Origin of the sequence: Rhodococcus sp. ABRD24 (assembly GCF_004328705.1) — a bacterium.
Lineage (GTDB): Bacteria > Actinomycetota > Actinomycetes > Mycobacteriales > Mycobacteriaceae > Prescottella.
Window position 1 is genome coordinate 2,792,809 of record NZ_CP035319.1, and the last position, 11,895, is coordinate 2,804,703.

The following is an 11,895-nucleotide window of genomic DNA, read 5'->3' on the forward strand; positions in this document are numbered from 1 at the left end:
GGGTGCCCTCGGGATTCTGCGGGGGCCCGGCAGGCGGGCGGGGACGGTTTCGGGGTGGCTGGGGGATGCCGGAAGGAGGCTGGGGCCGGCCACGGTGCGGCGGGCCCGGCTGACGTCTGTCGGGGGTCTCGCCGTTCACGACATCCGACAATACGCACGAGCGTGCCGGGAGGGGGTCACGGTAGCCAGGACAGGTGCCCGCGGAGCAGTGCATATCCGACGAACGCGACACTGTCGATGAGCGCGTGGGCGATCACCAGCGGCCACAGTTTGCCGGTGCGCTGCCAGTAGCGGCCGAAGATCAGGCCCATCAGGACGTTGCCGAGTCCGCCGCCGAGCCCCTGGTAGAGGTGGTAGCTGCCGCGCAGCAGCGCCGACGCGAGCAGTGACGAGTTCTCGCTCCAGCCCAGCCGGCGCAGCCGGGAGATCAGAAAGGCCACCACCAGGATCTCCTCGGCAGCAGAGTTCGCGATCGCCCACAGCACCAGCGACGGCAGACGCCACCAGTGGTCGTCGATGGTGCTGGGCATCACCGTGAGGTTCGCGTTCAACGCGACGGCGCCCAGATAGAAAGCCAGGCCCGGGAGTCCGATCAGTGCCGCCAGTCCGATCCCGGGCAGCGCGGCGTCGCGCACGCTCGTCCTGCCCAGCCCGATTCGGCTCGGGCCGAGGCCGCTGCGCCACAGCAGATACAAGCCCAGTGCTGCCCAGGCCGCCAGCTTGAGTACGCCGAGTAACTGCCGAGCCAGGTCGATGTAGGACTGCGCGGAGCGCGACGGGTTGAGGGCCACCGCCTGCTCGGACAGCCCACCCGGCTGGAGTGCCGACTCGACCAGCGACAGCGCGCTGTAGACGCCGTTGAGCCCGAACGTCACGAGCAGCACGATCGTGATCTCGAACCACAGCGCCCGCCGCTCACGGGCGTCGAGCGGCGGTGCGGGTGGGGGCGGCGTCGCTGGACGGAGCCACGAGTCGACGGTGGTGCGTGAGATCACGACGCCGACGCTAGACGCAAACGGCGTCACGTGTGGTGAGCGAGCGACTCCGCCTTCGCGCCCAGGCCCGGCAGTCGCAGGTCCGCGAACGGGGTGATGGCATTGCCGAGACGGTTCGTCACAAATGCGACCGACAGCCCGGTCTCCGGGTCGGCGAACGCACCGGACCCACCGAGCCCGTAGTGGCCGAACGCCCCGGAATGCTGGGTACGGGCTGCGACGAGTGCGGCGTGATAGCCAAGCCGCCAGTTCATCCGGATGCCGAGGACGTAGTCGCGGGCGCGGGTCTGCACCTCGCTGAGTTGGGCAATGGTGTCCGGCTCGAGGAATCGGATGCCGTCGACCACGCCGCCGTTGGCGAACGCCGCGTACATCCGGGCCAGGGCGCGGGCGCTGAACACGCCGTTCCAGCCGGGCATCACGAAATCGTGGATGGTCGGGTCGCGGACCAGCATGTCGAAGCCCTCGGGCATGCCGGCGTCGGCAATGTCCTTCAGATGCGGCACCAGCGACAACGCCAGCGAAGTCGCGCCCCACGGAACCCCGAGGGGATTGATGTGCGGGAAGACCTTTGCGATCCGGGCCTTCTCCGACTCGGGCACCTGGAACCAGAACTCCGGGATCCCGAGAGGCTCGGCGACCTCGGTGCGGACCAGTTCGGTGAACGGCTTGCCGGCCACCCGCGCGGTCAGCTCCGCGATCAGTGATCCGTACGTGACGGCGTGGTAGCCGGGCATTCTCGTACGACGCGGGTCCGGCACCGCCGCAGCCAGCGCGGCGCTCACCCGGTCATGATCGAGGAGCGCCAGGCGTCCCGGTACCAGCCCGCGGACGCGGTGCAGGCCAGCGCGATGGCTGAGCAGCTCACGGACCGTGATCGACTCCTTGCCGGCCTCGCCGAACTCGGGCCAGTACGCGGCGACCGGGGTGTCGTAGTCGATCAGTCCACGCTGCGCGAGGCGGTGCAGGACCGTGCTCGCGACCCCCTTGCCCGTCGAGAACGACAGGGTCACGGTCTCGGAGTCCCACTTGCGGATCGGGGATGCCCAGCCGGCCCAGACGTCGAGGACTGGCTCTCCGTGCTGGTACACGGCGAGCGCACCACCGCCGTCGCGGGTGCGACGGAACATGTGGAAGAACTGGGTGGCGAGCGCCTCGAACCGCGGGTCGACGAGCATCGTCGTGGGCGGTCGGTACTGCGGGCGACGACGAGGTGTCCCACTCGAGGCACGACGCGGCGATGCGGCAGTCATGTCGAGTGCACTTTCGATATCCGTTCGAGATCGCCTAGCGCGGTCTCGGTCTCATCTGTAAAACGCTCGAGCTCCGGCGCTGATTCCGGATGGGCGAGAAATCCGAAGTCGAGGCGGTCTGCGTAGTGGCAGATTGTGATGTTCAACCCGGTCCCGTCGAACACGATCGACAGTGGATACATGTGCTGTAGTGCGGCGCCGTTCCAGAACAGGGGTTTCGTCGGGCCTGGCACATTGGAGATCACCACGTTGTAGCTCGGTGGCGTCAGCGTGCCCGTCGGCAGCATGCGGGCCACGTTGGGCGCCAGCGCGGGGATCGACGCGATCATCGACGCGACGTAGCCCATCTCCCGCACGCGCCGCTTCGCGTCGGCCATCGACTGCCGGATCCGTTCGAGTCGAGCCCGCGGCTCGGCCAGATCGGTGCCGAGGGTGCACAGCGCAAGCCCCAGCGAGTTGCCGCCGGTGGCGTCCTCGCGTTGCCGCTGCGCGATCGGGACCATCGCGATCAGCGAGTCCGAGGGCAGCGCGTCCCGTTCGAGTAGATAGCCGCGCAACGCGCCGGCGCACATCGCCAGGGTCACCTCGTTGCCGGAGGCCCCTGTAGCTCGCTGCACGGCCCGCAGGCGCTCCTTGGGCCAGGACCGCCCGACGAAGGATCTCTCCGGGCCTACCTTCCCGTCGAACCTGGTCCGCGGCGCCTGCATGGGCAGCGGGGTGGAGTCGGTCGTCACGGCCTTGCCCAGCCAGTCGAGGGCGCCGACGGTGGTGCGGCGCGCGACGTTCACAGTGGACAGCGCGCCCGCGACGCCGTCCCGGACCAGCTCGAAGGGGTTCGGGAAGCCGCGTTCACGGGATGGCTGCGGGGCGTCCGACGTGAGCAGTAGAGCCATGCCGCGGCGGTCGGCGTCGGGCGAGAGGGACTGCTCGATCATCCGGATGCCCGACATCCCGTCGAGCGTGGCGTGGTGGATCTTCCCGTACAGGGCGAACCTGCCGTCGGCGAGTCCTTCGATGAGATACCCCTCCCACATGGGGCGGGAGCGGTCGAGGCGGCTCTCGTGCAGCCGCGCCACGAGCTCGAACAGTTCGGTGTCGTCGCCGGGGTGGGGAAGCGCGAGCCGCCGCAGATGCCGTGCCATATCGATGTGGTCGGCGGGCTCCCACGCCGGAAGGCCTCCGGTCTTGAGCGAGATGACGGGTTCCGCCATCAGTGCGGCCTGCGCGGTCACCGCGGTGAGGGCTTCCCGGTAGGCGGCTTCCGCGAAATTCTCGCGGCCGTCGGGTGGCGGCGCGAAGACCAGCAGAACCCCGATGTGGAGGGTGCGCGAGCCGATCTCGGCGGCGAGCAGCGCCAGGTCCACCGGGGACATCAGTGTCATTGCGGCCATCGCCGACCGCGACGGGGTCTCACAGATCCTCTGTACACCCCTCCGGCACTGGGCGGGGCCAGGATCGGGCCGCGGTGACCGACCCGCAACGGAACTAGTGCCTCGACCGCAACCCGCTGACGAAACGGGGGGCTCGTAGTGGCCCCTCGGCGCGGAAGCGGGAGTTTTCGCCGGTCCGGGCTAACGTGGTGGTGTGTCGATCCCTGTTTCCCTGTCGATGCCGACCCTTCCGTCCCGCAACAGCGCGCCGCCGCTCGTGGCGGGGCTGCTCAACCGGCGGCGAGAAACCGCCGCCTCGGTTCCGGTCCGGGACGCTGTCGTCGTCGGCGCGCCGATCGTCGCGGCCTCCGTGCTCACCGCGGCAAAGGGAACTGACGCCGAGGCAGGATCCGTCATCGTCGCCCTCGACGTCCCGCCGGAGGACCTGGCGACGGCAGTTGACCATCGGGCGGTCCGTTTTCACGTGGAGTGCACGGCGGAGCAGATTGGTGACGCGAACGCGCTGCGGCTCCCCGCGCCGATCGTCGTATTCGTCACGCCCGACGCCGATGGCCCCACCCTCGCCGAGTCCGCGCAGCTTCTTGCCGATGCTGGACACTGCCCGGGCCTGCCTCCGGGGCAGTCGAGCCGCGTCGTCGCCGACTTTCTGGCCGTCCTGGCGCACACCTCGGTCGGGTTCGTCGCCCGAGCGGCTGACGGCGCCGAGGTGATCGCATTGCTCGCCGGCACGGTTGCGGCCCTTCGTGGGGACGACGTCGTCGCCGCAATGTCCACGCCCGACGCGGCGGCTCTCGCAGCACTGATCCCGGAAGCGGCCGAGGCGGTGCGCAGCGTGCTGCTCGGCATCGAGGTCGACGATGTCGACCAGGTCGAGACGGCGCTGGCCGAAGCCGGGCTGCTGTAGCGGAACCGGTACCGATCGCCGGAGTGCGCGGGAAGGGGTTGCGTAACCTCGTAGGCGTGTCTCGTATTGCGTACTTCGGTCCCACCGGAACATTCACGGAGATGGCTCTCGCTCAGCTCGAGGCTGCGGGTACCTTCGACGCCCCGGTGGAGCGCGTCTCCGCGAGCAGCCCGCCCGCGGCGTTGGCTTTGGTACGCACCGGACAGGTCGACGCTGCAGTGGTACCGATCGAGAGCTCGGTCGAGGGCTCGGTGCCCCCGACGATGGACGCACTGGCCCTCGGAGACCGCCTGCAGATCATGGCGGAGACCGAGCTCGACGTGTCCTTCTCGATCGTCGGTCGCCCCGGTATGACGCTCGCCGATGTGCGCACCGTTCGCGCCTACCCCGTCGCCGCGGCGCAGGTGCGCGGCTGGATCGAGCAGCACCTGCCGCTGGCGGTGGTCGAGCCGGCGTCGTCGAATGCCGGTGCGGCCGAGGACGTCGCGGCCGGTGTCGCTGACGCCGGAGTGTCCACCGCCCTCGCGGCGGAGCGTCTGGGGCTCGCCACCCTCGCCGCGCAGGTGGCCGACTACGACGGAGCCCGCACCCGTTTCGTATTGGTCACCAAACCGGGTCCGGCGCCCGTCCGCACCGGCAACGACCGCACCAGCGTGGTGCTTCATCTCGACAATGTGCCCGGCTCCCTCGTTCGCGCCATGACCGAATTCGCGACCCGGGGCATCGACCTGACCCGCATCGAATCCCGGCCCACACGTGAGGAATTCGGAACCTATCTCTTTCATCTTGACTGCGTCGGACACATCGACGACGGGCTGGTCGCGGAGGCGCTCAAGGCGCTGCACCGCTTCAGTGACGTTCGGTTCCTGGGATCGTGGCCGTCGGCGGTACCGGGCGGCGGGGCGCCGATGTCCGACTCCCCGGACGTGCAGTGGCTGGAGAGTCTGCGCCGAGGGGAGGAGGGCAAGTGAGCGGTCGGCTGATCCTGGTCCGCCACGGGCAGACGGAGGCCAACGTCGAGCGTCGCCTCGACACGCGACTGCCCGGCGCCAGGTTGACGGAAATCGGTAGGACGCAGGCGGAGTCGCTCGGCGGCCGGATGGCGGCAAAGCCGCCGCGTGCACTGGTGTCGTCGCAGGCATTGCGGGCCCGGGAGACGGCGGGGTTCGTCGAGCTGGCATCGGGTATCACGCTGCAGGTGCGGGAGGGGCTGCACGAGGCGCAGGCCGGCGAGCTCGAAGACCGTTCCGACATCGAATCTCACAAGATGTTCGCGAAGGTGTTCCACACGTGGCACGCAGGTGATCTGTCGGCTCGAATTCCGGGTGGCGAGTCCGGCCACGACATCATCGAGCGGTATGTGCCGGTGGTCGATTCGCTGCGGGCCGAGTACCTCGATGGTGGTTCCGGCGATGTCGTGGTGGTCAGTCACGGCGCCGCAATCCGATTGGTGGGCGCCTACCTGGCCGGCGTGCCGGGCGCGTTCGCCGCGGACCGGCACCTCGAGAACACCGGGGCGGTGGAGCTGGTGCCGACGGCGTCCGGGTGGCAGTGCGTGCGCTGGGGGTCGTACGAGCCGCCGTTCGAAGGCCGGCCGAGCAGGCCGTGGTTCGAGCCGTCGGCAGCCGAGGCGACCGACGACCCGATGGGCTGACGGTCAGCCTGATTGGCTGAGCAGTGTCGTCAGCGCCTGACGTAGCCGTACAGGGGTTCCCGGGCTCAGTGAGGTCCAGGCGACGCCGTCCGCAGCGACACTGGTGGTGCCGACTGCCCGTCCGGCGGCGGTGTCGTACACCGTCACCGGTCCCCGGATCAGGTCTGGGTATCCGTCCTCGTGCGCGATTCCGACGATCTCGGCGAACGCGTTGCACCCGGCCAAGGCAGGGCCGACTATGGCGGCATCCGGGGCCGGCACTCCGATCGCAATCAGCTCGGCCGCGGCGGTGTCGGGGTGCGAGATCCGATCGAGAGCAGTGCTGAGTTCTGCTGTCGGACGGTTGATCACGGCGAACGGCAGCGGCTCGGATGTACCCAGCGTATGGGCGAGGGTGCCGAGCGGATCGTGGCCCGGGGGCTGGAGGAGAAACGTCTCGCCGCCGCGTAGCGCGAGCACCGCCCCGTCGTCGTCGCGGGCCAGGCACAGGCGCGACACGGAGCCGTCGACATGCCAGCGCAGTGCGATCTCGCTCCGCGGCCGCGCGAGGGTTAACAACCAGCGAGCCAGCTCGAAATGCACCGTCTCCCCGTCGAGCCGTCCCGCCGATGTCAGCGACGCGCGTCCGCGTTCGAGGGCCGCATCTCGGGCGCGGACCGAATCGAACCGCGGACCTGCGTCGAGGACCACCGGCAGCTCGTCGATGTGCAGGACATCGACGAGTAGATCCAGCTCATCACGGTCCAGGGTCACCGACGGCAGTGTCGCGGCGATCGGTTCGGTGCCCAAGTCGATCACCGCCCACCCTCGGGCTGATCCGCACCGATCACCGACGGGATCACGGTGCGTCCGTCGGCGAAATGCTCGAAGTGCTTGAGGTAGCCGGGAGTGGTGTGCTCGGCATCCTCCGCGTCGACGGCCCCGCGGTGTGCGACCACAGGGGCGCCACCCATCGCGGTGCCGCGCGCGACAGCGGACGTCGAGGCCTCGGCGCGAAGGACATCCGCGGTGCCCGTGGCGGTCGGCGTGCCGGCACCGCCGGTACCGCCTCGCAGCGCGGCCCCGTCGAGCTGCCCGGCCTTGCCCCAGCCTTCGGGCAGGACCGCGCGGGCACCGCCCCCGGATCCGCCGGGGATCCCCGCCGCCCGCGACGCGCCCGCGCCGGATGACCCGCCTCCGGAGATACCGGAGCTGGTGCCGCCGTAGCCGGACATCGGTGCCAGCGGGGCGCCCATCAGCGTGCTCGCGCCGCCGGTCCCGCCCGGCACGCCGCCGCCGAGGTTGGCTGCGGCCGATGTGGCGGCCCCGACGGTGCCGGCGATGTTCCCGATCTGCGAGGCCGCGGTGGCGATGCCCGGATTCTGGGTGAAGGCGGTGGCGGTGGCCGCGACGGTTCGGACCGGGTCGGTGCCGAAATCGTTCTCGAGTTGACGACGCTGGACGTCACCGCTGTCGCGGGCCTCGAGCCCGACGGTGGAACCGTTCGCCATCGGCGGTGGTGGGCTGAAGGTCTCGGGGGTGGCGACGATGCTCGACGCGGCCTCGTACACCTCCATCACGATGCCGGCGCGGATGTCCATCGCCCGGTCAGCCGCCTCGGCGACTGCTGCGCTGCCGTTGAGGGCGCCACCGGTGGTGTACGCCGCCGTCTTCGCCGCCTTGACTGCCGCGATCTCGGGCAGGCTTGGCATGGTGAGAGTCGCCGTTGTGTAGGCGCCCGCCTCGACGGACGCCTTGGTGGCGGTCTCGGCGGCGAGGGCGGCGATCTGCTGGGTCCAGGTGGTGAACGCGGCAATCTTGGCTAGGGCAGCCTCCGCGGCGACGCCCTCCCAGCCCGTCCTCAGTTCCGCCATCACCCGGGTCAGCGTGGCGCTGGCGTCGGCGAAGCTCCCGGACACCGCGGTCCATGCGGTGCTCGCGACGGTGAGCGGGACGGGACCCGCGCCCGCGGTGAGCGTGGTGGCGTTGACTGTTGCGCCGCGCGGCATCCAGACGACACCGGTGACTCCCATGGTCATGCTGTGTTCTCCTCGGGTTGGCGGGCTGGTCGGGATCGGACGCGTGGTCACATGCCGGTGGTGAGCGATGCCCCGAGCGTCTGATCCTCGCTCTGGTAGGCGGCGGCCTGCGCTCGGAGTACTGTCGCGGCCTCGATGAGTTCCTGGATGCCTTGACCGGCGGCGGGCGTCAAGCTGTTCGCGAGCCGGTTGAAGTACCCCGCCGCCAGGATCGACACCTCCTCGGTGCCTGATGGCGGCACGCTCAGGGCGGGGCCGTGGAGGCCGAGGGAGGTTTGCAAGCGGGCGGCGACCGCCTCGAGTTCCGATGCGGCCGCGACGAGGACGTCAGGTACGACGAACACGTGATCCGACATGTGGCGAACTCCTCGGGACGGGGTCGATGGCAACCGGAACAAGTCGCGGGGATCTTGTTCCCTGATTGCTTTGACGTCGGAGGAGTCCGGCCGGTTCCATCGCCGGTCCGCACATTCGGCCCGGAATCGTCGAATCAGCCCCAGCCGAGTTCGTGCAGCCGGTCCTCGTCGATGCCGAAGTAGTGGGCTACCTCGTGGATCACTGTCACCATCACCTCGTGCACCACGTCGTCCTCCGTGTGGCACACGTCGAGGATCGCGTCACGGTAGACGGTGATGGTGTCGGGCAGCGCTCCGCCGTAGTGGCTGTCGCGTTCCGTCAGTGCGATGCCGTGGTAGAGCCCGAGCAGCGTCGGCTCCTCGTCGTTGCGGTCTTCGACGAGCACCACGACGTTGTCGATCGCGGCCGCCAGCTGCGGTGGGATCAGGTCGAGCGCTTCCGAGACCAGCTCCTCGAAACGAGTGGCTGTCATGGTCACCGTCACGTCAGCCGCCCGGTGCCGGGATGGGGGCCGCGCCGGGCAGCGGCGTCGGCAGCGAGCGTCCCTCGGGCGCTACCGGGGGCGCCGGTGCCTGACCGTTGATCAGGATGTCGCCCTTTGCGCTGCCGACGAGGGTCGCGAACCCGTTGCTGTCGACCTCCTTGCCGACCGAGCAGTTGATTTTGCGGCTGCCGACGAGCCAGCTGTCGAGGTCCAAATTGTCCCAGAACAGGGTGAGGGTCTTGTCTCGCAGCGCATCGGGGGAACCGAGGTATGCGTTGCTCGCCTCGGTGCACGCGCCCTCGAGGAACTTGTCTTGGTCCTGGACGGATGGCATTCCGCCGGGGAACCTGCTGGCCAGGTCGATCACGCCGACCACTTCGAACGCGTGCGGCTGGGCGCAGTCCACCGGGTCGGTGGGCACGTTCTGGTTGATGCCGATGCAGGTACCCACGTCCCATACCTTCGACTGGTCCTGCTCGGCGACCCGCCCCTGGATCGGCAGTAGCGAGCCGGTCACCCCGGAGAACTGCAGGCCGCAGCGGATGGTGCGTTCGCCGGCGGCCCAGCCTGCTTCACCGGGGTTGATCAGGCCGACGCTGAACTTGCCCTTCGGATCGAAACGCCCGACCAGGTACGTGTTGACGGCGGGGGCACAGTGCTCGTCCCGAAGTTCGGAGAAACGCAGGACGCCGGGGAATTTGGAGCCGGGTCCGAACTCGGTGTCCGGGTACAGGCTCAGATCGACGTCGGTGGCGACCTCGAACAGGTGTGGCTGTGCGCAGTCGACCTGCTCGAGGTCGCTCGCGTCGGGCTTGCTCCAGGTGAGGCAGTCGCCCGTGGTGGCGGACCCGAAGGCCTCGCCGGCGACGGCGCCGGTGGGTTGAGGGCCGACCCCGCCGGTCTGGGTCGGCAACTTCTCGCCGCGGTCGAATCCACCGGAGATGAAGATTGTGGCGATCGCGGCCAGGACGGCGCCTATCGCGACGAGCGCCAGCGCGCGTCGGGTCACCGGCGCGGACAGGTGTCGGCGCCGCTCCGGCTGTGGCGTCGGCTGCGGTTGGTCCTCGGACATTGCCCCCATCATGCCTTCATCGGACGCAGATGCCGAAGTTTCCGCGTAGGTTCGATCGACATGAGTGAGCAACCGGGTCTTCCCGACAGCGACGTGCAGGAGCTGGCCGGCCGGCTGTTCGACATGGCGCGGGCAGGTGATGCGGTCACACTGGCGCAGTATGTCGACGCCGGGGTTCCGGTCGACCTGACCAACGGCAGCGGCGACACGCTGGTGATGCTGGCCGCGTACCACGGGCACGTCGACACCGTGCGGTCACTGATCGACCGCGGTGCCGATGTGAACCGTGCGAACGACCGCGGGCAGACACCGCTGGCCGGGGCGGTCTTCAAGGGCGAGGACGCGGTGGTCGCCGCGCTGGTAGCCGGCGGTGCCGACCCGGTGGCGGGGCAGCCGTCCGCGCTCGACGCCGCACGCATGTTCGGACGTGACGACTATCTGCAGATGTTGGGGAAGCACCCGGAATGACCGCGGCGTCACCAAGTAGGGTTTGTGGTCGTGATTGACCTCAAGCTCCTTCGCGAGAATCCTGACGCCGTCCGCGCCTCGCAGCGCACCCGCGGTGAAGATCCCGGTCTGGTCGACGCGCTGCTCGAGGCCGACGCATCCCGCCGTGCCGCGGTGCTGGCAGGGGACAACCTGCGCGCCGAGCAGAAGGCCTTCGGCAAGAAGGTGGGCCAGGCGTCCCCCGAGGATCGGCCCGCGCTACTCGCCGGTGCGAAGGAGCTGGCGCAGCAGGTCAAAGAAGCTGGTGCCGCCGAGTCCGATGCGCAGGCCCGGCTCGAGGAAGCCCATCGTGCGATTTCCAACATCGTGCAGGAAGGTGCCCCCGCCGGCGGCGAGGACGACTTCATCACCCTCGAGACGGTCGGCGAGATTCCGACGTTCGACTTCGAGCCGAAGGACCACCTCGAGCTCGGTGAGTCGCTCGGACTGATCGACATGGAGCGCGGCGCGAAGGTGTCGGGCTCGCGTTTCTACTTCCTCACCGGTTTCGGAGCGATGCTCCAGCTGGGCATGCTGCAGCTGGCCGCGCAGAAGGCGATGGCCAACGGGTTCACCATGATGATCCCGCCGGTCCTGGTTCGCTCGGAGATCATGCAGGGCACCGGGTTCCTCGGCCAGCACGCGGACGAGGTCTACCACCTCGCGGACGATGACCTGTATCTCGTCGGCACGTCGGAGGTGCCGCTCGCGGGCTACCACTCGGGCGAGATCCTGGATCTGTCGCAGGGGCCCAAGCGGTATGCAGGCTGGTCGTCATGCTTCCGCCGCGAGGCCGGCAGCTACGGCAAGGACACTCGCGGCATCATTCGCGTCCATCAGTTCGACAAGGTCGAAATGTTCACTTATTGCAAGCCCGAGGACGCCGACGCCGAGCATCAGCGTCTGCTCGCGTGGGAGCGCGACATGCTGGCCGCGATTGACGTCCCGTACCGCGTCATCGACGTCGCCGGCGGCGACCTGGGATCGTCGGCGGCACGCAAGTTCGACTGTGAGGCTTGGGTTCCCACGCAGCAGTCGTACCGCGAGCTGACGTCGACGTCGAACTGCACCACGTACCAGGCGCGCCGCCTGAGCGTGCGGTACCGCGACGAGAACGGCAAGCCGCAGACCGCCGCGACCCTCAACGGCACCCTCGCCACCACGCGCTGGTTGGTGGCGATCCTCGAAAACCACCAGCAGGCAGACGGTTCCGTCCGTGTCCCCGATGCCCTGGTTCCGTTCGTCGGGCGTGAGGTGCTGACGGCGCAGTAGTCCCCGATT

The 11,895-nt window shown here is 69.3% G+C and carries 13 protein-coding genes; 5 read left to right on the top strand and 8 right to left on the bottom strand.

What is annotated here, in order from left to right:
* Positions 1–176 precede the first annotated feature (176 nt).
* Genes ERC79_RS12320 through ERC79_RS12330 form a run of 3 tightly spaced genes read right to left on the bottom strand, consistent with a single transcriptional unit; the run spans position 177 to position 3,630 of the window.
* Positions 177–995: a CPBP family intramembrane glutamic endopeptidase gene (locus ERC79_RS12320; protein ID WP_131578542.1), complete on the bottom strand. Its 819-nt coding sequence runs from the start codon at positions 993–995 to the stop codon at positions 177–179.
* 26 nt (positions 996–1,021) lie between these two features.
* Positions 1,022–2,248 (bottom strand): serine hydrolase domain-containing protein, encoded by a 1,227-nt coding sequence (locus ERC79_RS12325; protein WP_131578544.1) that lies wholly within the window; start codon positions 2,246–2,248, stop codon positions 1,022–1,024.
* A complete protein-coding gene (locus ERC79_RS12330; RefSeq protein ID WP_131578546.1) occupies positions 2,245–3,630 on the bottom strand; it encodes a wax ester/triacylglycerol synthase family O-acyltransferase in 1,386 nt (461 codons plus the stop codon). The genes ERC79_RS12325 and ERC79_RS12330 overlap by 4 nt, the downstream gene beginning before the upstream one ends.
* A 202-nt stretch (positions 3,631–3,832) precedes the next feature.
* Between ERC79_RS12330 and ERC79_RS12335 the strand changes: the two genes are divergently transcribed.
* From ERC79_RS12335 to ERC79_RS12345, 3 genes are read left to right on the top strand one after another with little or no spacing between them, the layout of a single operon-like run.
* Complete coding sequence (locus tag ERC79_RS12335) at positions 3,833–4,543, top strand: hypothetical protein (protein ID WP_131578548.1); 711 nt, start codon at positions 3,833–3,835, stop codon at positions 4,541–4,543.
* A 56-nt stretch (positions 4,544–4,599) separates the two neighbouring features.
* Entirely contained in the window at positions 4,600–5,514 is a 915-nt protein-coding gene (gene pheA, locus ERC79_RS12340) for a prephenate dehydratase (RefSeq protein ID WP_131578550.1), read from the top strand.
* The gene (locus tag ERC79_RS12345; RefSeq protein ID WP_131578552.1) at positions 5,511–6,197 is read left to right on the top strand and encodes a histidine phosphatase family protein; all 687 of its coding nucleotides are present in this window, start codon (positions 5,511–5,513) and stop codon (positions 6,195–6,197) included. The genes pheA and ERC79_RS12345 overlap by 4 nt, the downstream gene beginning before the upstream one ends.
* A 3-nt stretch (positions 6,198–6,200) precedes the next feature.
* On the opposite strand, the gene ERC79_RS12350 is transcribed toward ERC79_RS12345, so the two are convergent.
* The 5 genes from ERC79_RS12350 to ERC79_RS12370 form a co-directional block, all read right to left on the bottom strand.
* The gene (locus tag ERC79_RS12350) at positions 6,201–6,995 is read right to left on the bottom strand and encodes an ESX secretion-associated protein EspG (protein WP_131578554.1); all 795 of its coding nucleotides are present in this window, start codon (positions 6,993–6,995) and stop codon (positions 6,201–6,203) included.
* Positions 6,992–8,215 (bottom strand): PPE domain-containing protein, encoded by a 1,224-nt coding sequence (locus ERC79_RS12355; protein ID WP_131578556.1) that lies wholly within the window; start codon positions 8,213–8,215, stop codon positions 6,992–6,994. The genes ERC79_RS12350 and ERC79_RS12355 overlap by 4 nt, the downstream gene beginning before the upstream one ends.
* A 47-nt stretch (positions 8,216–8,262) precedes the next feature.
* On the bottom strand, positions 8,263–8,571 hold the full coding sequence (locus tag ERC79_RS12360; protein WP_131578558.1) for a PE family protein: 309 nt from the start codon (positions 8,569–8,571) through the stop codon (positions 8,263–8,265).
* A gap of 134 nt (positions 8,572–8,705) precedes the next feature.
* The gene (locus ERC79_RS12365) at positions 8,706–9,056 is read right to left on the bottom strand and encodes a metallopeptidase family protein (RefSeq protein WP_131578560.1); all 351 of its coding nucleotides are present in this window, start codon (positions 9,054–9,056) and stop codon (positions 8,706–8,708) included.
* 1 nt (position 9,057) lies between these two features.
* The gene (locus tag ERC79_RS12370) at positions 9,058–10,128 is read right to left on the bottom strand and encodes a septum formation family protein (RefSeq protein WP_131578562.1); all 1,071 of its coding nucleotides are present in this window, start codon (positions 10,126–10,128) and stop codon (positions 9,058–9,060) included.
* A gap of 60 nt (positions 10,129–10,188) precedes the next feature.
* Here ERC79_RS12370 and ERC79_RS12375 point away from each other — a divergent pair, with 60 nt between their 5' ends.
* Both ERC79_RS12375 and serS read left to right on the top strand, forming a co-directional pair.
* A complete protein-coding gene (locus tag ERC79_RS12375) occupies positions 10,189–10,596 on the top strand; it encodes an ankyrin repeat domain-containing protein (protein ID WP_131578564.1) in 408 nt (135 codons plus the stop codon).
* A gap of 30 nt (positions 10,597–10,626) precedes the next feature.
* The gene (serS, locus tag ERC79_RS12380; RefSeq protein WP_131578566.1) at positions 10,627–11,886 is read left to right on the top strand and encodes a serine--tRNA ligase; all 1,260 of its coding nucleotides are present in this window, start codon (positions 10,627–10,629) and stop codon (positions 11,884–11,886) included.
* Positions 11,887–11,895: the final 9 nt, after the last annotated feature.

Bases quoted from the DNA above. Each gene is read 5' to 3' on its own strand.
- ERC79_RS12325 (WP_131578544.1), bottom strand. From the start codon at position 2,248: ATGACTGCCGCATCGCCGCGTCGTGCCTCGAGTGGGACACCTCGTCGT.
- ERC79_RS12330 (WP_131578546.1), bottom strand. From the start codon at position 3,630: ATGACACTGATGTCCCCGGTGGACCTGGCGCTGCTCGCCGCCGAGATC.
- ERC79_RS12355 (WP_131578556.1), bottom strand. From the start codon at position 8,215: ATGACCATGGGAGTCACCGGTGTCGTCTGGATGCCGCGCGGCGCAACA.
- ERC79_RS12360 (WP_131578558.1), bottom strand. From the start codon at position 8,571: ATGTCGGATCACGTGTTCGTCGTACCTGACGTCCTCGTCGCGGCCGCA.
- ERC79_RS12370 (WP_131578562.1), bottom strand. From the start codon at position 10,128: ATGTCCGAGGACCAACCGCAGCCGACGCCACAGCCGGAGCGGCGCCGA.
- ERC79_RS12375 (WP_131578564.1), top strand. From the start codon at position 10,189: ATGAGTGAGCAACCGGGTCTTCCCGACAGCGACGTGCAGGAGCTGGCC.